We start from the raw sequence: 22529 nt of genomic DNA, 5'->3' as shown, positions 1-22529 counted from the left end.
CCTCGAGCGCCTCGCCAACGGCTGGCCTGACAGCCGTATCGACGACCTCATGCCCTGGAACTACCAGCCCTGAACGGCTTCGGCTGCTCGCTTACGCGGAAATGAAACCAATGGTCATAACTAGGCTGCCGAGGCGCGCTGCAATGCGTCCTCCGCGCATCGAATCGGCAACAGACGGCAAGAATTTGGCAAGTCCAGCGGGGGTGCCGGCGCCCTTCAGCTTACAGACGCAGTTCGCCGTCCGTCTGCTAAAATGGGATATTCGAATCTTCGGCTACTTCACGAGCGATATTGGCGACGATGAACTTCGCGCGATGAAACAACTCGTCGAAGGTCAGAATCTCCGGCGCGCGAATGTTTCGACGGTAAAGCTCAAAGCAGGCAATCTTGTCGTCATTTCCAACAAGCTCCGTCAGATTGCCAACCACCAAATAGCTTCTTGGCTCGATCGAATAGGTGCTCTCTCCAATGTCGGTGCCGTCACGATCCTTGAGCGCTTCCCTGAATCTGGCGCGGCCAAAATCGAACGCTGTTTTTTGAATCTGTGTGACGGCGTTTGATACCTCGTCGGACATGCCCCAACACCCCGCGCGATACGGCTTGCCCGCGCGTAGCAGAGGCGTGTGATCCTTCTTGATTTCAACAAGCACAAACTGGCTGATTTCCGCGCGGGTTCGCAGCAGCGCGTCAACGGTCTTGCCAGGCTTATCGAACGTGTTTCCCGTGGTACGGCTTTCAAGAGCGACCGCGGCCTTATCCAAAAACACGTAGTTTAAGCCGTGCCCAAAAATCCACGGGTTGTTCTCAAAAAAGCTCTGCCATTCGGGTTCCGATAGCCCCGATCCGAGCATGGCTTCGAATTCGCTCAACGCTTCGCGCTTAGCGGCGACGGCATAAATGTCGTGGTGCAGATCGGGAGATTCAGCGAGTTCGTGAATTAGCTGCGCGCCCTTGGAGCTACTCAACAAAGCATTTAGAGCGCCCAAATTCAAATTGTCCAGAGATATTCTGGTTTTCTGTGCATCGCTGAAATCGAGATTCGATATAATTGCCAAGAACTCATTAATCTGCGCAAGTTGGAAGTGGTTGACTTGGATATGGCCATCTTGCTGCCACCCGTATGTCTTGTGATAGCGCAGCTTTGTTATCTTAAAGGTTCCAAAATCTGCTTTGTCGCTAACGTAGAATGTTGAGACGGCTACTTTGCATCTATCGGTAACATCGATTTCGCCTAGAACCTGCTCACTCTCACCAACGATCGTAGCGTAAGCTCCCGCCTTCCCGGGATGCGTATAGAGCTGGTTCGTCTTGTAGTTGGCGAGATATTCAATGTCTTCGGACACTAGCTAACCCGCCCCCAGCGTTGGCTTCCGCGATCCCAAAATGTCCGCTACCCTTTGCGCTGCATAGGGCTCTCGATTTTCGGCTAATTGATCTAACACGGATATGAGGCCCATTTGGCCAATTGACCAGATCACCAGCCCCTTCCCATCGTCAAGGAGTCCGGAGGGGGCGTCTTCAAACAGCGCGAGCGCTTCCTCGTCGGCCAACTTTCGACCCTTCATCGCACAGACATAGGCGTAGCTGGCCGGATGGTTGTGTCGAAGAAGATGCCAAATCTCATCGGATATCGAAGTCGCTCTTAATGCCGCTTTGCTGACGATCCACCCTTCCGCGCATCCAGCCGCAAGCTCAGCAAGCATGCCGTCTAGGAACGCGGGCTCTGCTTGATAGGCTAGTATCTTCGCCGCGCGCCAGTTGCGCGACACGCGCCAATATTCGGATACTGCCCTGGGGTCGAATAATGGCTTGTCGGAAGCCATAGCTTTGAGCCATTTTCCTGCGGCTCCCCTCGTCCCGCGATCAATCCAATGTTCGAGCACGGCGTGGCGAGTTGGAAGGGGCAACCACAAGTAGACTGCGGAGAGAAGCGCGTCCACGCGTCTTCGTAAGACGTGATTACCCTCCTGGAGCGATTGCGCTTCCTCAGCAAAGAGCGAAAGCCGATCGGCAAGTTCGCCATTAGACAGGCGCAAAAGCCTTAAGAGCCTTCCGCGAAGGGCCATTCGCACGCGCGCATCAGCTTCCAGCGTGCTGCAAATCGCATCGCAAAGTTCGTCGAAACTTAGGCAAGCAACGTAGGCGTGGAGCAAGCTACGTTGTATTCCGTACGGTTCCGGATTTTGTGCGCAGTCAAGAATGCGCTCTAATTTCGCGCTTAATGAATACTCCATGCCGAGCAGTTTATCGGATTCGAACGGGCAATTGCGAGCGTGAATGTCCGGTCGCGAACATAAAAGCGGGTACGACGGATGATTGCTTGGGGGCGCAGTTGCTGATGCGGTGTAACTGAGCGAAATTCCGAAGTCAGTGGATCGCGGCCGAGAGGTTTCCTGAGCGACCGGGCGCGGAAGAGAGGTAGCAAGTAGTCTACGCCTTCAACGCCCCTGTAGGCGCTGCTGGCGCTACCGGGGGCGCTGTGGGCTACCGGCCCGGCCCCCAAAACGCGCCAGCGGCCCCGCATTTGGCAAATAGGGGCAATCATTTGGCCGGCGCTATAGCTCCGAGTCCCTGCCGCAAATAAGCACCACCGTCTTGCCCAGCAGTTTGAAATTGCTTGATAGGCTGCTGGGTGCCTCCGGCATCATCACCAAAATGGTTTGCGTGTCGGGCTGCGCATCAATTGCCGCGTGCAGCTTGGCGCGTAGCTGCTCTGCAAATTCCTCGGTCATTGCTGTTCGTCCTTCTTGGTCGCCTGAAGCACCTTGAACACGAAAGCGTCAGCGGCCAGCTTAAGGTTTTCGCTATCGTTGCCACCGCCGCCGCCTTGCCCCAGTTGGTGGCGCGACTTAAGCATGGCGATGAAACGCTCGCCGTCCTCAATGCTGAACTGCCCGCGTGCCACTGCCTCTAGCACTACGTCGATTGCCTCGGGAATGGTCTTGCCTTTGATGGCGTCGGACAGGTCGTTGTTCACCCGGTCGGACATGCCAAGGTCGCGCATGATTATGCGCTCGCGGAAGAAGCCCAGTGTCGCGCCCTCATACTTCTGCTGGTAGATGGTGTCGGTGATGTACGCCACTGCGTCCGCGAAGTCAGGATCGGTTTTGTAGCGCTGCCATGGGGCTTCGCTGATGCCGGCGAACAGCTTGAACCCGCGAAGGGTGTAGGGCCGCTGCCGGGGCACGTTCACGAGGTGCACGTCGTCTTTCGTGGCGTGCGACTTGACCTCAAACCAAGGGTTAGCGTCAACGTCCGCGCGGTATTCGGCGAACTTGGCTACCAGCTCGTCACCATGGTGATACTTCTTTGGCGGGCCCGGTCCCCGATAGGGTTTCGTGGGCGGCGCAGGCATTGGATGCCACTGCCCCGTTTCCGGGTCCTGCACCCTACGGGGCGGTGGTGGAGGTGGTGGAACTACTTTCTTTCGAGCCATCTCAATATCTCTCTATGTTCTACTTTGCCGGGGGCAGTCTAAGCGCCGTCTTTTGTTCTGAAATCACCATTTGCAAACTAGCCTTTCCGCTACACATAGTAGTAAAAGGGCTGGTTTAGCATAAACGTGCCCTTTTGTGTTTTTGCATTGTTTACAATGGGTTACGGCTAAGCACTTTAAACGACCTCGAGCGCCCCTCAATTTTCACCAATTGCTCGTAAAGACCCTCCAAAAAGCCAGCCGGAAGCTTGTCATAATCCAGTCTGGCGGCCTTATTACTGCTCCAAATATCGGGCCTAACCGCTTCCGCTGACTGAGGGCTTTTTGGAATGTAGAACGGCGCGGTATCGAGGGCGGTTTCCACCCGCCCTTTGTCGCGCCCGGCCTTTATATTCTTCCACTCGCGCACCTCGTCTATGGGCACGCCGTGGTGCAGGTTTCCGAGAATGACAATTCCTTTCGGATGGTTGCCCCGGTGCCTGACGCTGCGGCCTCGGTCGGCCGCCTGCGGCACGTTGCTGTCTCGCCACTGCTTCAATAGTGCCGCCTCAACCGGGTGGTCGCTGGCGTAGTATTCAAACTCCACCATCTCGCCGCCGCGAGTCGGTATCTGCACCCTGCGTTTCACAGCCGGCCCGGTGGGCGGCGGCCACCCTTCGCAATCACTGATAAACGTAGCCTGCGCCCTGACCATGTGCGGCGGCGGGTTTTCTGTGCCCAGTACATAGATGGTATGGCAGTCTTGAAGCTCGTTCCGCCCCCGCATGGCCCCATAGTGAAGCCAGTTCGTAGCCTCCATCTTGCCCAGCTTTTCGCGCAACGGCTTGACACACACGAAGCCAACGCCCGGCTGGTCTACCTCGTTAACAAAGCTCTTTATTGCCTCAAAAGAGCGCGGATCGCTGAACGCGGACTTGTAGAAGCTGTTGCCAGTCACCTGAACCACGTTGGCGTTGCGGCGAACGTCTATGCGCTGGAAGTTGTCTAGCGGTTTCAGCGCCAGTTGCGCACACATGGGCTCCGCCGTTCCATCAAGAAGCAGCAAAGGCAGGTCTTCGTATCGATAATCTTTGCGCTCAAACAGCAGCAGGTCAGCACCCGCCCGGTACACCTTTTCACCTGCTAGCACCGCGTTAATAACTTCGACCAATTCACGGTTCTTGCCGTAAGCCTCCGGGTTGCCGTGCAGGCTCATCGCCGCGTGAACTGCCTCCTTGCGCCGGCGCTCCCACGACGCCTTGTCGTCCATAAGTACGGGCAACGTATTCGCCGAGGCGCTGGCCTTGACTACGGCGCCCATGTGCCGCGGGGTTTCGTCAACAATGACCGCGTCCGGCTCCCACTCGCAGCCTATGGACAGGTAGGCGAACTCGTGCACCGCAAATATAACTTCGCATTGTTCGAGGGGCGGGAATTGCGCCATGTAGACGCAGCTCGCTTTTGCGGGACACTTGGCGCACACGTTCTTCGCAATACCCTCCCCGCCGTACTTGGCGACGTAGGTGCGGACGTTGTCGTAGTGCGTACAATTGCCATCACTGCGCCCGTATCGGCTGCCACCGCGTTTGCCGCCTGCTTTGGTGTACTCCTCAAAGCACTCCTGTACCTTGGCGCTGTCGGGCTCCAACATCAGCACGCGAACGCCGTCGCGCTTCACCGTCGCTAGGGCGCGGGCCGCTTCGGTTGTCTTCCCGGTGCCTTGCGTTATGCAAGCGGCTACCGACTGCCGGGGGTTCTCCACGAAGTCGCGGACAATGGAAGACAGGCGCTCTGTGCCCTGCTCAAAGTCCACCTCCAGGTCTTCTTTGAGCCGTTGATTCACGCGCAGAAACACGCCTTCCATGTCCAAGGGAACCGACCGCCCTACCAGCCGGTAGGTGATGCCGCCGTGCGCCTGCGTGTGCAAGCGCGGCATACCATCGGTGTAGATGATGCCGGTCTGCGCGCTGTTGTGGTAGCTCTCCTCGCCCGGCGTCAACGTCAGTTCGTTGTGGTAGCGGGCAGGCTGCTCAAGTATCTGCGCCACGGTAACGCGCGGCCCACGGTAAAGCTGGATCTCGAAGTCCGGCCCCAGCACTTGCCGGTCTTGGTCTTTGGCCTGTTGGCGGAACTGCTTGAAAACCTGTTCGACCGCTTCGGGCCTGTCCAGTGGACCTTGCGGCACTGCCGCCTCGGCCCGCCCTCGCAGCACCCGCTCAACTTCGGCCTCAACTTCCGGTGCGGCTTTGAGCCCACGAAACAACTCGTCGGTTTCGGGCGCCAGCAGCCACGTTAGGTCAACGTCGCGTCCTTCTTGAATGTAGCTGTCCGGGCGGTTTAGCGTCAGCGGCGGGTCAACTCGCGGCAAGCCTGCATAGATAGGCTGGTTCGGAATGCGCATGGCGCGGTCGATAGGTGTGCGCTCTAGCTTGCTGCCGGCTTCTGACACCTGAATCCACGCATACCCGGCATGCGCCATCTTGCGCCACAGTCCTTCAAGCACCCGCACCCGCTCGCCCGGCTTGGTGGAAAAGTAGATATGCCAACCGCCCTTACGGCCTGATACGCCGTTCGAGCTAGATGGGCGTATTAACAGCGCTGCATTGCGCAGTTGGGGAATAACGCCGAATAGCAGCTCTGCGACCGACCTCGCCGTTGGCAGGTCAAGCGGAGCCGCAGCCAAGTCAATGTCACCCAGCGCCACCGCGCGGCACCAAGGGTCAGGAAACCATCCTTGCGTGCGCGTGTGCTTGCCGTCGCCTAGTGTGCCGTATTCAGCGTCGTCACACGGCATGCCGGCGATGATGCACTCATAGCTTGTAAGCCCGTCAAGGTGCTGCGAAAGCTGCGCCATGGTGCTGACATAGGTGGTGCGGAACTGCCCGTAGTAGCCGTGCCCGTCTGTCTTCGACTTAACGGCGCCATCGTGGCCAAGCGCGTAGTGCTTGCCGATTTCGATGTTGTATCGAAGGGTTGTGAAACCAATGGGCGCACCTGTTGCGTGCGGGGAAGCAGTTTCTTCAATTGTCATCGGGAGATTGGCCTTCTTAACTAGGCGTGTCACAGGGTGGACACCCCGCCAAGGGTATCCGGTTAAACGTCCTAGCAGCCTGTGCTCTGCGACTGGCTTTCACGGAGGGGCGGGCGGAGCCCTAATTTGGCGGGAGCCCCGCCCTATGTCCGTGAACCTGCCTAGTTAAGGGACGCTGGCACCCTAGCACCACGCCCGGCCTTTTGCAAGCTTATTTTGCGTGATCTACTTACGTTTGCTAGTGTTTGTCAGCGTTTAGATTGTCGCGATATAGTATTCACACGCTCTTGCGCCAAGAGAAATCAAGGTAACTGCCATCTGACAACAGCAGAACGGTAGCAACATCTCCGTCTTTGTGTTGCCCGGACTTCTTTAAAAGCTTCTTCCCAACGTCGGCGGCGGCCCACACCTCGAAGTGCTTCACCTTTCGCTGCCCGATTTCGACCAACTTGTCAGGCCGCCGTTGCAACAGCTCGTGCAGCATGGCCCCGGCATCGGCAGGCACGGGCCGGCGCAGCGGCAGGGTTTTCAGATAGGCGCGGATGGCCGCCCGCGCGTGAAACTTGGTGGCGAACGGGGTGCCGGCAAGTACGACGGGCATCCTATTCCTCCTTAGATATTGACCTTTTAATTGACCCAGCGCGGGCTGGCGGCGGCGCAACCCTTTGTATTTCTATGCTTGATGTCGTTGCCGTTTGCGCCTTAGTAGAGCGGCGACAGTTCAAGTTGATCGCCCTGCGCCTGAAGCCAGCGCGGCGTCATTGGGTTCGCGGCATGCAGTGCGGTCCAGAATCGGTAGACGCGGTTTTCTCCGTGCCAATGCTCAATGCACCGCCCCGGCCATTCGATGAAGCCGCAGCCGCCGTCGCAGATGCAGTTGAGCAACTGGGCGCACTGGCCATGATTGGGATAGAACCCGGCAGGCGTTCCCGGCGTCGCCTTCACCTTCTGTATCAGTCGGGTAGTGCCGATCACGCTGGTGGCGCTCAAGAGCGTAGCCGCGTCGCGCAGGAAGTTCACGGCCCGGCTGGGCTTAATGTCAGGCCATGGCCAGCGCACGTCATGCAAGCCGTCGGCCAGCAGCAGGCCGCAGGCGCCCGCCTGTGCGTTTAAGCTGGCCGCAAGCCATGCGGTGGGCGCGGGCGCGGCAACGGCCACCACGGCACCGCCCTGCACCCGCACGGCGGTGATAGCGGCGCGCCAAGCGTGCGCCTCCACCCGGCTAGCGTGTTTTTCGTAGTCTCGCTGCAGATCCCATAGCCGATCTGCCAGCCAGATTTCGGTTCCGTGGCTGGTCATTCTTCAGCCTCCCCAGCCATGAACCTGTCGGCGTTGGCCAAATCAACCACGCCGGTGAACGGCTCTTGCCGCCCTTGCACGGAAATCGCTGTTTCGTAATAGTTGCTGTCGTTGCAGTCGAAGCTATAGGCGGTGATGTGGGCGGTGCGGATTTGCAGCGCCGAGGGCTCGTCGCCAACGGGGACGGGACGGCGCAAGAACAAAATGTTCATGACCAGCGTGCCTCCGTTGCCTTCTGCGTGTGATCGGACAACTCGCCCGGCAGGTTGTTGAGATAAGTTTCCAGCGAAGCATAGTCGACCAACGTGCGGCGGCCATGCTTACGAGTGACAATCTTGCCAGCGTTGATGAGTTTATAAATGCTGTCTCGGCTAAGGCTGCTCACAGCAATAGCGTCGGCTATTGTTACCGTGATTGGCTTCAGTGCTGTTTCTGTAGACATACGTTGCTCCGTTTGTCTTTGCAAACATGGGCAAACGCTAACCTACGGGGGCAGTAGCAAACACCCGCGCCAATTATTTGTTAGAAAGTGGGTATTCCCCTTTTTCGTAAGCTGCTCTGATGCGCTCGGCCATAACGGCGGCCTCGGCTTCGGCTATATGCCCGGCGCAGTACTCGGCAATCAGCTTATCTTTCAGCCGGTAAGGTCGCTTGCCCTGCGTCGCCGCTTTTTGCATGCACTGCCGCACCCACCGAACGGCCTCACCAACTTGGCCGCCGTGTTCGCGCGGCAGCATCAGGTGGCTTGACTTGTTACCTGCTGGTCGTTTGTACCGCCCGGCCACCAAGTCGGCGAGCATATTGCGGTCGTCCTGGGTGAGCTCGCAGCCGCTACGCAGGAGGTGTTCCAGCGGGAACGTCGCGCCCTTGTTGGCAGCCATCCAGATAGCCTTCTGGACATCCGTCCAGTGCGGATCGAGATCCTCGAAATCGGGGAAGCCGCTTATGCGCCCCTGTGCGTCAACTTCGACCTCAAAATTGCTGCTAAGCACCCTCGGCCCAACGGTAACCTTCATGCGAGCCTCACCACGTTGTCGCCCTCGGTGGGAAGCACCGCGCTACGGGATGCCAGCGCCGCACGCTCCATATCCTCAAGCGCGGTGGCGATGTATTTGCTGTAGTGACGTTCGATCATCGCAGCGCTGGTGTTATGGCGCTTGGCGACCAATGCGATGGGCAGGCCGGCGCGAAGGCCGCGAACAATACTGCTGTGGCGCAGGCTGTAGGCATCAATATCCTTAGCGAGTCCGGCCAGCTTGCGGATGGCCTGCCATGGCCGCGTCAACTCGTTCGGCCGCCAGCCGCGCCGCCCGGTAACGGTCCATTCCCCAACTACGCCCTGCTCGTGATGATCGCGCAGCAGCAGCGGCTCGTGTGCCGGACGCCCCGCCGCCGCCGTGAGCAACACCTCTAGCACCTCCTGCGAAATAGGGACGGGCACAATATCCGGCCTGCCGCCGCGCCCCTTGCGGCTACCCGGCACCAGCAGCCGGCATTCCCGCTCCTGTAGATCGCCGACGGTGATGCGGGCGACTTGGCTGTAGCGCGACCCGGTGGTGTCGAGCGTGACTACCATACGGTAGATGTCGTCGCCGAGCTGCTTCGCGGCGCGGAGCACCGCCGCTATCTGGCCGTCGGTCAATATTTGGTTGTCACGTGCGCTGCTGTCCGCGTCATCGTCCGCTGCCTCGGCCTTCAACCCGCTTTTGATTGTTTCCCGGTAGAGCGGGTTCTGCGCCTTGGCACCGTCGGGCAGAGTTGCCCACGCCGCATTCAGAGCGGACTTCAAATCGCCCATCAGTCGGCGCTTGCTGGCATCGGCAAGCGGCAGCGCTTCCCGCCATGTGCGCAAGTGGGACTCTTTCAAGGCGTACAACGCCACCGTTGCCAGCGGGGCGGCTTCAATTGCCTTCCTGCCTCCGCGCGCCGCCCGGCCCACGACGTAGCGCTCAAGCCTGTTTCTCCCGTCGCTACGCACGGGCCGCCCGGCTCGGCGGCTGTCGCGCGCATCGCGCATGACCATGTAGTCGGCCACCGCGTCGGCAACGGTCAGAAGCGACCCGTCTGCCTTGGCCTCGATTTCAGCCCGCACCTCGGCAACCATGTCCCGCGCCTTGGCTTCTGCTTGCAAATACGTCAGCAGGCCGGGCGTAACCTTGTCGTTCACATCGTTCGCCGGTCCGATGGTTTTGCTGTGATACGGCTTCCCGCCGCCGCTGCGATTGCGCCACCGCACTACCCACACGGCGCCGCGAGGCGCTTTCCGGTAGCCGATATGCGCGTCGGCCACCAACTCCCGCCAGTGGTCTCCCAGCCCCAGCTTTCGCCGTGCCGCAGCGCCGGTGATAGCCGCCTGCTTAAGTGTCTTGCCCATGCTTGATCGCTCCTGCGTTGCGAACGGGGGTAAAAACTGCGGTGCATAAACACCGGCATACGCCCACATACATAGGGGTATAAAAAGGCAAACGCAAGCATACGCAACCAAGCAAAGGGGCGAACAAAAAGCCTTCTAAATCAGTATGTTGATTGCCAAACGCTGGCTTACGTTGCTGGGCGCAAACATACGTAGGCAAATCTCATTCCTTTACGCACTCTCACGGCGCAAACAGGGGTTCGATTCCCCTTGGGCGTACCAGATTTTCCATCTCCGAAATTCAAGCAGTAGCCTCCTCGCTCTGCGCTAGTGTGTGCCTTCTGCAACTATCCTGATGATCCGAAATGGCAGCCGCAGTCGAGCGTTGCAGCTTGCACAATCTCGCCACTTTCCCGCCGCAGATACGGCGGTGGGGCGGGATTGCAGTTCAGGTAATGCAGATGAAGCTGTGGTTCACGACTCCCATTTGTGCCGCGATGCTCGCGACAGCGACTACCGGCTGTGTGCGGACATCCGACGGTAGTATCCAGCCGGGCTACGCACCGACGATCGGCCGGGCCGGACCGGTGCCGGTCGTCATGTTCGAGCCGGTTCGGCACCAGCCAAGCGATACGCTGCGATACAGGCCGGCGCCTTCGCCTGAACCGCCGCCGGAAGCGTTCAATCCGCCGCCCGTTTATCGGGCCGCACGGCGGACGACGACGTCGTCGATGGCACAGGTTGAACCATTGGCCTCCACGGTGAGTTGCGGACCGATGGCAACCGGGACCGGTCGCGTCAGGGTCGAGTGCCGCTAGCCGCGGCGTGACCGTAGCCGACGCTCCGGAACCTACTTGGTCGCTACCGGGATGTTCGGCTAGTGTGCCTGGCCAATCAGCCGGAGTGCATGCCTTGCCGATCACGGATAATCTCGGCCTTTCTCTCAGCGGAGCGAGCGCCGCCAGCCTAGAGCCGTATCACGAGGCGCTGCGCGGTCTTCAATGCTTCATCGGCGATCCGATCGCAGCGCTCGACCGGGCGCTGGCGAGCGATCCGGATTTCGTCATGGCGTATGTGCTGAAGGGTTATCTCTACGGTCTGTCGACCGAGCGGGCCGCCCAGCCGGTTACGCAAGGCTGTTTCGAGGCCGCGCGTGCGTTGCCGGCGACCGGGCGGGAGCGGCGCCATGTGGCCGCGCTCGGCGAGCTGGCCGCGGGGCGCTGGCACAGCGCCTCGCAACTGCTCGAGGACCTGACCATCGACGAGCCGCGCGATGCGCTGGCGCTTCAGGCAGGACACCAGATCGACTTCTTCACCGGCAATGCGCGCATGCTGCGCGACCGCATAGCGCGGGCTCTGCCGGCCTGGGATGAGGCGATGCCCGGCTATCACGCCATGCTCGGCATGCATGCGTTCGGGCTGGAGGAAACAGCCGACTATGCAAGGGCCGAAGCGCAGGGACGCCGTGCCGTGGAGCTGGAACCACGCGACGGCTGGGCGCAGCACGCTGTCGCCCATGTGATGGAAATGCAGTGCCGGCAGCGCGACGGCATCGCCTGGATGCGAACCAACACCGACAACTGGACGAAGGACAGCTTCCTCCAGGTGCATAACTGGTGGCACCTCGCACTCTACCATTTCGAGCTGGGCGAGGCCGATGAGGTGCTTTCGCTCTATGACGGCCCGATCTTCGGCGCGCAATCGACCATCGCGCTGAACATGGTGGACGCGTCAGCGCTTTTGTGGCGGCTGCATCTCGGCGGCGTCGATGTCGGCAATCGCTGGGCCGCACTGGCTGCCAACTGGGAGCCGCATGCAGGTTCTGCCAACTACGCCTTCAACGACGCCCATGCGATGATGGCCTTTGTCGGCGCAAACCGGTCCGACCTCGCCCGGCGGCTGCTGGCTGCCCAGGATGCCGCGATCGGAGAGGAAGGTGACAATGCCGCCTTCACCCGCGATGTCGGCCAGCCGGTCACGCGCGCCATTCTTGCCTTCGGCGAGGGCGACTATGGCGAGACGGTGCGCCTGCTCAAGCCCCTACGCGGTATCGCCCATCGCTTCGGCGGCAGCCATGCCCAGCGCGACGTGATCGACCTGACGCTGATCGAGGCGGCGTTTCGCGCCGGTAACCAGGCGCTTTCGGCGGCGCTCGCGGCAGAGCGCCGTGACGCCCGGCCCGATAGCCCGTTGTCGCAGCTCTTTGCCCGCCGCGCGGGGCTGGTCGCGGCCTGATTGCATCGGCTTCCGATTTTTTGCGGATTGCGAAATAAATCGGTTCCGCGCTATGGTGCCACTCGGCGGACCATGAAGAAGTCCACCGGGGAGGACCATTCCAATGTATCTCGGGCTCGACCTCGGCACGTCCGGCGTCAAGGCGCTTCTGATAGACGGCGATCAGGCGGTCATCGCTTCGGCGACTGCGGCGCTCGACGTATCGCGCCCGCATGACGGCTGGTCGGAACAGGACCCCGCCGACTGGATAAGCGCTACGGAAGAGGCGGTCGGCAGGCTGAAGGCCTCGCATCCGGCAGACGTTGCGGCGATCAGAGGCATCGGACTTTCCGGACAGATGCATGGGGCGACGCTGCTGGATCCGGCAGGTGCGGTGTTGCGGCCCTGCATCCTGTGGAACGACACGCGCAGCCATCAACAGGCCGCGCGGCTCGATGCGGATACGCGCTTTCGTGCGATCACCGGCAACATCGTCTTTCCGGGGTTTACGGCACCCAAGCTCGCCTGGGTGAAGGACAACGAACCGGATGTGTTCGCCAGGGTCGCCAAGGTGCTTCTGCCCAAGGACTATCTGAGACTGTGGCTGACCGGCGAGTTCATCTCCGAGATGTCGGATTCGGCCGGAACCTCGTGGCTGGATGTTGGGGCGCGCGCGTGGTCGGCCGACCTGCTTGCCGCCACCGATCTCGATGAAAGCCATATGCCGGCGCTCGTGGAGGGCACGGATCCGGCCGGAACGCTGAAGGCCTCGCTTGCCGCGCGCTGGGGCATGGGCGGCAATGTGGTCGTCGCAGGCGGAGCGGGGGACAATGCGGCCTCGGCCTGCGGCATGGGCGCGGTGCGCGGCGACCAGGCGTTCGTGTCGCTGGGCACGTCGGGTGTGCTGTTTGCGGCCAATGCGCGCTATCTGCCGAACCCGGAGAGCGCCGTACATGCGTTCTGCCACGCACTGCCGGAAACCTGGCACCAGATGGGCGTCATCCTTTCCGCGACAGATTCGCTGAACTGGCTGGAGGACATCACCGGCCGCAGCGCAAAGGAGCTGACCGACGAACTCGGCGCGCAGTTGCATGCGCCCAGCGGCGTCACCTTCCTGCCCTATCTTTCGGGGGAGCGCACGCCGCACAACGACGCCACGATCCGTGGCGCCTTTTCCGGTCTCTCGCATCAGTCTGGCCGTTCGGCGCTCACGCAGGCGGTGGTGGAAGGTGTGGCCTTCGCGTTTCGCGACAGCCTCGAAGCGCTCCACGCTGCGGGAACTGATCTCTCGCGGGTGACCGCGATCGGCGGCGGCTCGCGCTCGCGTTACTGGCTCAAGGCTATCGCTACGGCGCTTGGTATTCCTGTCGACATTCCGGCGGATGGCGATTTCGGCGCTGCATTCGGCGCTGCCCGGCTCGGGCTGATCGCGGCGGAGAAGGCGGACCCGCTCTCGGTCTCCGTGCCGCCCGCGACGGCCGAGACCATTGAGCCGGATGCGGGGCTGTCGCAGGCCTACGAGGATGCGTATCGGCGCTACCGCGCGCTTTATCCTGCAATCAGAGGAGTTTCATCGTGAGCACCGGATTTTTCGGCGACATCGCCAGGGTGAAATATGAGGGGCCGGAATCCACCAACCCTCTCGCCTACCGCCATTACGATCCCGACGAAATGGTGCTCGGCAAGCGGCTGGAGGACCATCTGCGCTTCGCCGTCGCCTACTGGCACTCTTTCACCTGGCCGGGTGGTGATCCGTTCGGTGGTCAGACCTTCGAACGCCCTTGGTTCGGCGACACGATGGAACTCGCGAAGCATAAGGCCGACGTGGCTTTCGAGATGTTCTCCGCTCTCGGCACCCCCTATTACTGCTTCCACGATGCCGACGTGCGGCCTGAAAGCGATACGCTCAAGGAAAGCATCGCGCGGCTGGACGAGATTGCCGACTACTTTGCCGGCAAGATGGAGCAGACCGGCACGCGGCTGCTGTGGGGCACCGCGAACCTTTTCTCCAACCGCCGCTATATGGCGGGTGCTGCGACCAACCCCGACCCCGACGTCTTCGCCTACGCCGCTGCCACGGTGAAGAGCTGCATCGACGTCACCAAGCGGCTCGGCGGCGAAAACTATGTCCTGTGGGGCGGGCGTGAGGGCTACGAAACGCTGCTGAACACCGAGTTGAGCCGAGAGCTCGACCAGATGGGGCGGTTCCTGTCGATGGTGGTCGACTACAAGCACCGTATCGGTTTCAAGGGCGCGATCCTGATCGAACCGAAGCCGCAGGAGCCGACCAAGCACCAGTATGATTTCGACGTCGCCACCGTCTACGGCTTCCTGAAGCGGTATGGGCTGGAGAACGAAGTCAAGGTCAACATCGAGCAGGGCCATGCGATCCTCGCCGGCCACTCCTTCGAGCACGAGCTGGCGCTTGCCAATGCGCTCGGCATCTTCGGCTCGATCGACATGAATCGCAACGACTACCAGTCCGGCTGGGACACCGACCAGTTTCCCAACAACGTGCCGGAGATGGCGCTGGCTTATTATCAGATCCTGCTTGCCGGCGGGTTCACCACGGGCGGCACCAATTTCGATGCCAAGCTGCGGCGCCAGTCGCTCGACCCGGACGACCTGCTGGTCGCCCATATCGGTGGCATCGACTGCTGCGCGCGCGGGCTCAAGGCGGCGGCGCGGATGATCGAGGACAAGGCGCTGTCCGGGCCGCTGGCCGATCGCTACGCCGGATGGGAGAATACTGAGGCCCAGGCGATGCTGGAGGGCAAGCGCACGCTGGAGGATATCTCGGCGCGCGTGCTGTCCGAGGGCATCGAACCGCAGCCGCGCTCCGGCCGGCAGGAGTGGCTGGAAAACGTGGTCAACCGCTACGTCTGACGGGCTGCTGGAAGCGCTGTTTACCAAATTGTCGGGGCCGGGAAGAAACGTCTCCAAACGGCCCCGACATTGCCTTTTTCGTGTCTTCGTTCCGTCATGGGCGGCGCTGTATTTTCGCGCCTATGGAACGCACCGAAGTACATAGCACCGGAGACAGTCGCGAAGACGCTCTTGTCGAGGCGCTGGTCGCACCCGGCGGCTCGTTCGTCGATGCGTTGCTCGCGCTTGCCGATGAGGCGGCTAACGGCAACGAGCCTGATAGGGCGCGGCGCGCGATGAGCGGTGGCTTCCAGGCCGCGCTGGCACACAAGATGCGGGTGACGATCGCAGCGCGAGACAACGCCACGCGCGACGCAGCGTAATCCACCGGAACAATCCCGCATGGTCTAGAGGCGGATCATCGGTGTGGGCGACACGCTTGCCTTGCTCGCGGCGGCCAAGCGTTCGCGATCGGCATCGGCCATCGACATCAGACGCATCGGCGTCGTGTCGGCAAAGACGTGCTCCTCGCGGATCCTGGCGTCTTCCAGCAGGAAACGGTCCATGCCGCGCCATTCGGTCGGCGTGCCGGCAATTGTCTGGGTTACACGCCACTCGACATAGATGAGCGATCCCCGCATTGCCCAATCGAGCAGGTGCCAGGCAAGGTCCGGCGCGATGCGGATTTGTGCCGCGACGAGCTTCGGCAGCTCGTGGGGTGATACGGGTCGGTCGACTACTGGCGTGAACAGAAGGCCGTCAGCGTGCCAGAGCCGGCGCATCGCATAGCCGTCGCGCGCGGCCCAGGCCGCCTCGAAACTGAGTACGAAGGTTTCTGCCTCATCGGGGGTCATCGTCATTCCTTGCCGTCTGGAAACCGCTGAAGGGTTGGCACGGGGGCGGCCTCGACGCCACCCCGAATCGTTGCCGGGATGGTTTCTCCTGACAGGGTCAGTCGTGCCTTATTCGACGACGAAGAAGTCCTCAATGCGGGAGGCCGCTTCGCGCAGGTGCGGCAGGAAGGTGCGCTCCATCTCCTCCATGGGCGTGCGGGCGGACTGCGTCGAGACGTTTATGGCAGCGACGACGCGGCCGGACCGGTCGCGGATCGGCACGGCGATGGAGCGCAGGCCGATTTCCAGTTCCTCATCGATCGCGGCGTATCCGTCTTCGCCCGCCTGCCGGATAAGCCGCGCAAGTTCTGCGCGGTCCGTCACGGTCTTGGGTGTATTGGCGCGGATCGCCGCCTTGCCGAGGAAGGCATCTAGTTCCGTCGGCGACAGGCCCGAAAGCAGGATGCGGCCCATCGACGTGCAATGAGCGGGCAGACGCGTGCCGACATGAAGGCCGACCGAAACGATGCGCCTGCCGGCGACACGCGCGACGTAGACGACATCTTCATCCACCAGAATGGCGGCCGAGCAGGATTCGTTCAGCGCGTGCGAAACGGCGCGCATGTATGGTTCGGCGAAGGTCCACAGGGACGAGCCGGAAAGCCAGCTCCGCGCCACGGAGATCAGGCGGGGCGAAAGCAGGAATTTTCGGCCGTCCTGGATGGCGTATCCGGCAGCCACCATGGTCAGCAGGAACCGGCGCGCGCCGGCACGCGTCAATTCGGCCCGTTCCGCCATCTCGGTCAACGTCAGGCCTGCAGGGTGGGCAGCGAGTATTTCCATCACCACCAAGCCGCGCGCGAAGGACCCGACGATGTCGCGCCCCGCTTCCCGTTCGATTGACTCACCATCGTGCTTCATCTATCGATGTATCGCATATAGAACATTTGTTCGCAATGCGAACTTTGTTGAAGGCAGGCGGTGCTTGCGGAATCTGGCGGGAACCTTGGTGACCGTGTCCAGGGGAGCGGCGCCCGACGAAGGGCAGGATCACGTATGAACAAGATTAGTCCGAGCATCGAGGATGCTCTGGCCGGGATAGAAGACGGCATGGCCGTCATGATCGGCGGCTTCGGCGGTGCCGGCGCGCCGATCGAGCTGATCCACGCGCTGGTGGATATCTACAAGAAGACCGGCTCACCGGGCTCGCTCACCGTGATCAACAACAATGCGGGTAACGGCGCTGTCGGCATCGCCGCGATGATCTATGCGGGCATGGTGGCGAAGATGGTCTGTTCGTTTCCGCGATCGTCCGATCCGAAGGCCTTCACGGACAAATATCTAGCCGGAGAGATCGGGCTGGAACTGGTGCCGCAGGGCACGCTGGCGGAGCGCATTCGCGCAGGTGGTGCCGGCATTCCCGCCTTCTACACGCCGTCGAGCTTTGGGACCGATGTTGCCGAAGGCAAGCCGGTGGCCGAATTCGAGGGTCGCAGCTATGTCCAGGAACGCTGGCTGAAAGCCGACGTGGCCCTCATCAAGGCGGAACTTGCCGATCGCAAGGGCAACCTGACCTACCGCAAGGCCGCGCGCAATTTCTCGCCGCTGATGGCGATGGCGGCGAAGACGACGATCGTGCAGGCAAGCCGCATCGTCGAGCCGGGCGAAATTGACCCCGAGCACATCGTCACACCGGGAATTTTCGTTAACCGCGTTGTCGAGGTGTCGGATCCCCAACAGGAAGAGGCTCTGCTGCGCGAGGGAGCGAACTGATGACGACAAAGCTTTCCAACGCCCAGATCGCATGGAGGGCGGCGCAGGACCTGCCCGACGGCGCCTATGTCAATCTCGGCATCGGCTTTCCGGAGATGATCGCCAAGTTCAAGCCAAAGGGGCGCGAGGTCATCTATCACACCGAAAACGGCGTGCTCGATTTCGGCGAGGCGCCTCCGGCCGGTCAGGAAGACTGGGACCTCATCAATGCCGGCAAGAAGGCGGTCACGCTCAACGACGGCGCATCGTTCTTCCATCACGCCGACTCGTTTGCCATGGTGCGCGGCGGCCATCTCGATGTGGCCGTGCTTGGCGCCTACGAGATTTCCGAGAACGGCGACCTCGCCAACTGGAGCACGGGACCCGGTTCGGTGCCAGCCGTGGGTGGCGCGATGGACCTCGTCCACGGCGCCAAGCAAGTGTGGGTCGTCACCGACCATGTGACCAAGAAGGGCGCGCCCAAGCTGCTCAAGAAATGCCGCCTGCCGCTGACCGGCGTTGCCTGCGTGACGACGGTCTATACCAGCCTTGCCGTCGTCGATATCAGGGATGGCCGCTTCGTATTGCGCGAAAAGCTGCCGGGCATGAGCCTTGATGAACTTCAGGCCTTGACCGAGGCGGAGCTGTCGGTCGAAGGCACTGTCAAAGATCTTGTCGTTCCGGAGGTGTGAGATGAGCGAAGCCTATATCTGCGATTATGTGCGTACTCCGATCGGCCGTTTCGGCGGGTCGCTTTCCTCGGTGCGCACCGACGATCTCGGCGCGGTGCCCCTCCGCGCGCTGATGGAACGCAATGCCGCCATCGACTGGGAAGCGGTCGACGACGTGATCTACGGCTGCGCCAATCAGGCCGGCGAGGACAATCGCAACGTTGCAAGGATGGCGCTGCTGCTAGCGGGCCTGCCTCAAGCTGTGCCCGGCTCGACGGTCAACCGGCTTTGCGGGTCCGGCATGGATGCGCTGACGATCTGCGCTCGTGCCATCAAAGCGGGTGAGGCCGAATTGATGATCGCCGGTGGCGTAGAATCGATGAGCCGCGCGCCCTTTGTCATGCCCAAGGCGGACACGGCATTTTCGCGCAACGCCGAAATCTACGACACCACTATCGGCTGGCGGTTCGTCAATCCGCTGATGAAAAAGCAGTATGGCGTCGATTCCATGCCCGAGACGGGCGAAAACGTCGCCGAACAGTTTGGTGTCTCGCGGGCGGATCAGGACGCATTCGCCGTGCGCAGCCAGGAAAAGGCGGTGGCCGCGCAGGCCAACGGCCGGCTCGCGAAGGAGATCGTGCCTGTGACGATCCCGCAGCGCAAAGGTGACCCGGTGGTGGTGGATAAGGACGAGCATCCGCGTGCCGGCACCACGGTGGAGGCGCTGGCCAAGCTTGGGACGCCTTTCAAGAAAGAGGGCGGCACGGTGACGGCCGGCAATGCATCGGGCGTCAATGACGGGGCAGCGGCGCTGATCGTCGCCTCCGAGGCCGCCATTCGTAAGTATGGGCTTACGCCGATTGCGCGCGTGCTGGGGGGCGCGACCGCCGGTGTGGAGCCTCGCATCATGGGTATCGGCCCGGCGCCGGCGACCAAGAAGCTGTGCGCCCGCCTCGGCATCAAGCCGTCCGGTTTCGACGTGATCGAACTCAACGAAGCCTTCGCCTCCCAAGGCATAGCCGTGCTGCGCGACCTCGGTATTTCCGAGGACGCGCAGCACGTGAATCCGAACGGCGGGGCGATTGCGCTGGGCCATCCGCTCGGCATGTCGGGCGCGCGCATATCGGGTACGGCTGCGCTCGAGCTCGTAGAGCGCGGCGGGAAACTTGCGCTGGCAACGATGTGCATCGGTGTCGGACAGGGCATTGCCGTAGCTCTGGAAAAAGCCTGATAAACAAGCAGTTTAGCTCTTGATTCTGTTGGGGCCGCCGCGTTTAGCGGCGGCCCTTTTCATATCTTTTGGTGCCTTGCGGTTGACCCCGGCAACCAATCCGCGCGATCCAACAGCCCGGTATCGATTCGGTTGATGCCCACACATCATTGTGACAGTCATGGCGCAACAATTGCGCCAAGTAATGTCGCAGATTGTCTTGTCGGATGTCGTGACTTGCCCTCATTATGGCGAAAGCTGGGCACGTGCAGTGATGCCCGGATATCAGAACGACACCCCCAGAGGAGCGAGGACCATAATACATGTCAAATGAACTCGACTATTTGAGCCGCAGGGTTGCCGCCGGCAAGCTGAGCCGCCGTGACTTCCTCGGGCGTGCTGCCGCACTGGGCGTGAGCTCCGCCTTCGCCGGCTCGCTGCTTTCCAGCGCCGCGCATGCGCAGGAGCCGGTTCGCGGCGGTGTGCTCAAGGCGGGCATGCAGGGTGGCGAATCCACCAACAGCCTCGATCCCGCGTCCTGGCAGAGCCAGGTGCCCTACAAGTTTGGCCGCCAGTGGGGCGAGCAGATGGTGCAGCTATCGCCCGACGGCACCGTCGAGCCCTGCATCGCCGAGGAATGGGGCGCGTCCGATGACGCCAAGCAGTGGACCTTCAAGATCAGGCAGGGCGTCGAGTTCCACAACGGCAAGACGGTTACCGCGGAAGACGTCGTCGCTACGCTCGAGCGGCATTCCAACGAGGACTCGCAGTCCGGTGCGCTCGGCATCATGCGCGGCATCGAGGACGTCCGCGCGAGCGGCAACGAGGTCATCATCACGCTCAAGGAAGGCAATGCCGACCTTCCGTACATGCTTGACGACTACCACCTGATGATCCAGCCGAACGGCGGCAAGGACAATCCGACAGAAGGCGTCGGAACGGGTCCGTACAAGGTGGCCGTGAACGAGCCGGGCGTGCGCCATGTCGGCGAGAAATTCGCCAACTACTGGCGCGAGGATCGCGGTTTTGCCGACCAGATCGAGATCATCGTCATCAACGACGCCACAGCCCGCACCTCGGCGCTTCAGGGCGGCCAGGTGCACATGATCAACCGCGTCGAGCCGCGCATCGTCAGCATGATCAGCCGGGTGCCCGGCGTGGAAATCCGCAACGTGGCGGGCAAGGGGCACTACGTGTTCATCGCCCACTGCAACACCGCGCCGTTCGACAACAACGACCTGCGGCTGGCGCTGAAATACGCCATCAACCGCGAGGAGATGGTCGAGAAGATCCTGCATGGCTACGGCTCGATCGGCAACGACACGCCGATCAACTCGTCCTATCCGCTGTTCTCCGACGACATCGAGCAGCGCACCTACGATCCGGACAAGGCGAAGTTCCACTTCGAGAAGTCGGGTCACGAGGGTCCCGTCCTGCTGCGGACCTCGGACGTCGCCTTCCCGGGCGCTGTCGACGCGGCACAGCTCTACCAGCAGAGCGCTGCGGCGGCCGGCATCACCATCGACATCCGCCGCGAGCCGGGCGACGGCTACTGGTCCGAAGTTTGGAACGTCCAGCCGTTCTCGGCATCCTACTGGGGTGGTCGGCCGACGCAGGACCAGATGTTCACGACAGCCTATCTGTCGAGCGCCGACTGGAACGACACCCGCTTCTTCCGCGACGATTTCGACAAGATGCTGTTCACGGCGCGCTCGGAACTCGATGAAGCCAAGCGCAAGGCGATCTACCGCGACATGAACGTCATGCTCAATGCAGAGGGCGGCGTGATCGTGCCGATGTTCAACGACTTCATTGACGCGACGTCCGAAAAGGTTGGCGGCTGGGTCAATGACGGCAACCAGGAAATGATGGGTGGTTATGCACTTTCCAAGTGCTGGCTGATGGCCTGACCGGGGGCAGGCACATGGGGTCACCCATTCTCAAACTCATTGCCCAGCGCATCGCGCTGGGCATCCTTCTCCTCTTGGCAGTTTCCGTCCTGATCTTTGCCGGAACGCAGATTCTGCCGGGCGATGTGGCGCAGGCCATTCTCGGCCAGTCTGCCACGCCGGAAGCGCTCGCCAACCTGCGCGAGGAGCTCGGGCTCAACCAGCCGGCAATCGTGCGCTATTTCCAGTGGCTGGGTGGTGTGGTGACCGGCGACTTCGGTACGGCCATGACCAGTCGCCAGGATATCGCCACGGCGATCGGTGGACGGCTGTGGAACACGCTGTTCCTTGCCTTCTGGGCTGCGGCCGTTTCGGTGCCGCTGGCCATCATTCTCGGCCTGCTCGCGGTGCGGTACCGCAATGGGCCGGTCGACAAGGCGATCTCCGGCTTTGCGCTGGCTTCGACCTCGCTGCCGGAGTTCTTCGTCGGCTACCTGCTGGTTTTCTTCTTCGCAGTGAAGCTGCAATGGTTTCCGGGCATTTCGACCGTCTATGACGGCATGCCCTTCCTGGAAAGGATGAAAGCGATCGCGCTGCCGGCAACCGCTCTGACCCTCGTCGTTCTCGCGCACATGATGCGCATGACGCGCGCCGCGATCCTCAACGTCATGCAGTCCGCCTATATCGAGACGGCGGAGTTGAAGGGGCTGTCGCAGCTCGACATCATTCGCCGCCACGCGTTTCCGAACGCCATCGCGCCCATCGTCAACGTGGTGATGCTCAATCTGGCGTTTCTCGTTGTCGGCGTCGTCGTGATCGAAGTGATCTTCGTCTATCCGGGCATGGGTCAATATCTGGTCGATCACGTCACCAAGCGCGACGTGCCGGTGGTTCAGGCCGTGGGGCTGATCTTCGCGGCCGTCTATATAGGGCTCAACATAATCGCCGACATCGCAGCCATCGTGGCCAATCCGCGCCTGCGGCATCCGAAGTGAGC

At 61.6% G+C, this 22529-nt stretch carries 23 protein-coding genes; 9 read left to right on the top strand and 14 right to left on the bottom strand.

Annotated features, from left to right (window positions below):
• Window positions 1-248 precede the first annotated feature (248 nt).
• The 12 genes from ACVJNE_RS04035 to ACVJNE_RS03980 all read right to left on the bottom strand — a co-directional run bounded on the left by ACVJNE_RS04035 (window position 249) and on the right by ACVJNE_RS03980 (window position 10783).
• The gene (locus tag ACVJNE_RS04035; protein ID WP_499563154.1) at window positions 249-1343 is read right to left on the bottom strand and encodes a Shedu immune nuclease family protein; all 1095 of its coding nucleotides are present in this window, start codon (window positions 1341-1343) and stop codon (window positions 249-251) included.
• Between the two features lie 3 nt (window positions 1344-1346).
• Window positions 1347-2153 (bottom strand): hypothetical protein, encoded by an 807-nt coding sequence (locus ACVJNE_RS04030; RefSeq protein ID WP_499563152.1) that lies wholly within the window; start codon window positions 2151-2153, stop codon window positions 1347-1349.
• Window positions 2154-2555: 402 nt separating this feature from the next.
• Complete coding sequence (locus tag ACVJNE_RS04025; RefSeq protein WP_499563150.1) at window positions 2556-2732, bottom strand: hypothetical protein; 177 nt, start codon at window positions 2730-2732, stop codon at window positions 2556-2558.
• Window positions 2729-3355: a terminase small subunit gene (locus tag ACVJNE_RS04020; RefSeq protein ID WP_499563148.1), complete on the bottom strand. Its 627-nt coding sequence runs from the start codon at window positions 3353-3355 to the stop codon at window positions 2729-2731. Before ACVJNE_RS04020 ends, ACVJNE_RS04025 begins: the two co-directional genes overlap by 4 nt.
• A gap of 232 nt (window positions 3356-3587) precedes the next feature.
• A complete protein-coding gene (locus ACVJNE_RS04015; protein WP_499563146.1) occupies window positions 3588-6446 on the bottom strand; it encodes a hypothetical protein in 2859 nt (952 codons plus the stop codon).
• A 277-nt stretch (window positions 6447-6723) separates the two neighbouring features.
• On the bottom strand, window positions 6724-7047 hold the full coding sequence (locus ACVJNE_RS04010) for a hypothetical protein (RefSeq protein ID WP_499563144.1): 324 nt from the start codon (window positions 7045-7047) through the stop codon (window positions 6724-6726).
• Window positions 7048-7148: 101 nt separating this feature from the next.
• Window positions 7149-7745 carry a hypothetical protein gene (locus ACVJNE_RS04005; protein ID WP_499563142.1) on the bottom strand — a complete coding sequence of 199 codons (597 nt, stop codon included), beginning with the start codon at window positions 7743-7745 and terminating at the stop codon, window positions 7149-7151.
• Window positions 7742-7957 (bottom strand): hypothetical protein, encoded by a 216-nt coding sequence (locus ACVJNE_RS04000; protein WP_499563140.1) that lies wholly within the window; start codon window positions 7955-7957, stop codon window positions 7742-7744. The genes ACVJNE_RS04005 and ACVJNE_RS04000 overlap by 4 nt, the downstream gene beginning before the upstream one ends.
• Window positions 7954-8187, bottom strand: coding sequence for a helix-turn-helix domain-containing protein (locus tag ACVJNE_RS03995; protein WP_499563138.1), 234 nt, complete (start codon window positions 8185-8187; stop codon window positions 7954-7956). Before ACVJNE_RS03995 ends, ACVJNE_RS04000 begins: the two co-directional genes overlap by 4 nt.
• A gap of 73 nt (window positions 8188-8260) precedes the next feature.
• Complete coding sequence (locus ACVJNE_RS03990) at window positions 8261-8761, bottom strand: hypothetical protein (RefSeq protein WP_499563136.1); 501 nt, start codon at window positions 8759-8761, stop codon at window positions 8261-8263.
• Window positions 8758-10119 carry a site-specific integrase gene (locus ACVJNE_RS03985; RefSeq protein WP_499563134.1) on the bottom strand — a complete coding sequence of 454 codons (1362 nt, stop codon included), beginning with the start codon at window positions 10117-10119 and terminating at the stop codon, window positions 8758-8760. Before ACVJNE_RS03985 ends, ACVJNE_RS03990 begins: the two co-directional genes overlap by 4 nt.
• A gap of 535 nt (window positions 10120-10654) precedes the next feature.
• Complete coding sequence (locus ACVJNE_RS03980) at window positions 10655-10783, bottom strand: hypothetical protein (protein WP_368803526.1); 129 nt, start codon at window positions 10781-10783, stop codon at window positions 10655-10657.
• A gap of 233 nt (window positions 10784-11016) precedes the next feature.
• Between ACVJNE_RS03980 and ACVJNE_RS03975 the strand changes: the two genes are divergently transcribed.
• The 4 genes from ACVJNE_RS03975 to ACVJNE_RS03960 all read left to right on the top strand — a co-directional run bounded on the left by ACVJNE_RS03975 (window position 11017) and on the right by ACVJNE_RS03960 (window position 15560).
• Window positions 11017-12333 (top strand): tetratricopeptide repeat protein, encoded by a 1317-nt coding sequence (locus ACVJNE_RS03975; protein ID WP_499563218.1) that lies wholly within the window; start codon window positions 11017-11019, stop codon window positions 12331-12333.
• Window positions 12334-12436: 103 nt separating this feature from the next.
• Window positions 12437-13891, top strand: a complete 1455-nt coding sequence (xylB, locus tag ACVJNE_RS03970) for a xylulokinase (RefSeq protein WP_499563132.1) — start codon at window positions 12437-12439, stop codon at window positions 13889-13891.
• Complete coding sequence (gene xylA / locus ACVJNE_RS03965) at window positions 13888-15198, top strand: xylose isomerase (RefSeq protein ID WP_499563131.1); 1311 nt, start codon at window positions 13888-13890, stop codon at window positions 15196-15198. Before xylB ends, xylA begins: the two co-directional genes overlap by 4 nt.
• A 122-nt stretch (window positions 15199-15320) precedes the next feature.
• On the top strand, window positions 15321-15560 hold the full coding sequence (locus tag ACVJNE_RS03960) for a hypothetical protein (RefSeq protein ID WP_499563130.1): 240 nt from the start codon (window positions 15321-15323) through the stop codon (window positions 15558-15560).
• A 24-nt stretch (window positions 15561-15584) separates the two neighbouring features.
• On the opposite strand, the gene ACVJNE_RS03955 is transcribed toward ACVJNE_RS03960, so the two are convergent.
• On the bottom strand, window positions 15585-16031 hold the full coding sequence (locus ACVJNE_RS03955) for a nuclear transport factor 2 family protein (RefSeq protein ID WP_499563128.1): 447 nt from the start codon (window positions 16029-16031) through the stop codon (window positions 15585-15587).
• Between the two features lie 108 nt (window positions 16032-16139).
• Entirely contained in the window at window positions 16140-16931 is a 792-nt protein-coding gene (locus tag ACVJNE_RS03950) for an IclR family transcriptional regulator domain-containing protein (RefSeq protein ID WP_499563126.1), read from the bottom strand.
• A 135-nt stretch (window positions 16932-17066) separates the two neighbouring features.
• Between ACVJNE_RS03950 and ACVJNE_RS03945 the strand changes: the two genes are divergently transcribed.
• The 5 genes from ACVJNE_RS03945 to ACVJNE_RS03925 all read left to right on the top strand — a co-directional run bounded on the left by ACVJNE_RS03945 (window position 17067) and on the right by ACVJNE_RS03925 (window position 22527).
• Window positions 17067-17783, top strand: coding sequence for a 3-oxoacid CoA-transferase subunit A (locus ACVJNE_RS03945; protein ID WP_499563124.1), 717 nt, complete (start codon window positions 17067-17069; stop codon window positions 17781-17783).
• Window positions 17783-18454, top strand: a complete 672-nt coding sequence (locus ACVJNE_RS03940) for a 3-oxoacid CoA-transferase subunit B (protein ID WP_499563122.1) — start codon at window positions 17783-17785, stop codon at window positions 18452-18454. Before ACVJNE_RS03945 ends, ACVJNE_RS03940 begins: the two co-directional genes overlap by 1 nt.
• 1 nt (window position 18455) lies before the next feature.
• Window positions 18456-19664 carry a 3-oxoadipyl-CoA thiolase gene (gene pcaF / locus ACVJNE_RS03935; protein WP_499563120.1) on the top strand — a complete coding sequence of 403 codons (1209 nt, stop codon included), beginning with the start codon at window positions 18456-18458 and terminating at the stop codon, window positions 19662-19664.
• 302 nt (window positions 19665-19966) lie between these two features.
• Window positions 19967-21553: an ABC transporter substrate-binding protein gene (locus ACVJNE_RS03930; protein ID WP_444726161.1), complete on the top strand. Its 1587-nt coding sequence runs from the start codon at window positions 19967-19969 to the stop codon at window positions 21551-21553.
• Window positions 21554-21567: 14 nt separating this feature from the next.
• Entirely contained in the window at window positions 21568-22527 is a 960-nt protein-coding gene (locus ACVJNE_RS03925; protein ID WP_173194583.1) for an ABC transporter permease, read from the top strand.
• The last annotated feature ends 2 nt before the right edge of the window (window positions 22528-22529 follow it).

This window comes from Mesorhizobium sp. DxT (assembly GCF_058448885.1).
The sequence above is the reverse complement of the archived record's forward strand: the minus strand, read 5'-3'. Positions and strand labels throughout refer to the sequence as shown.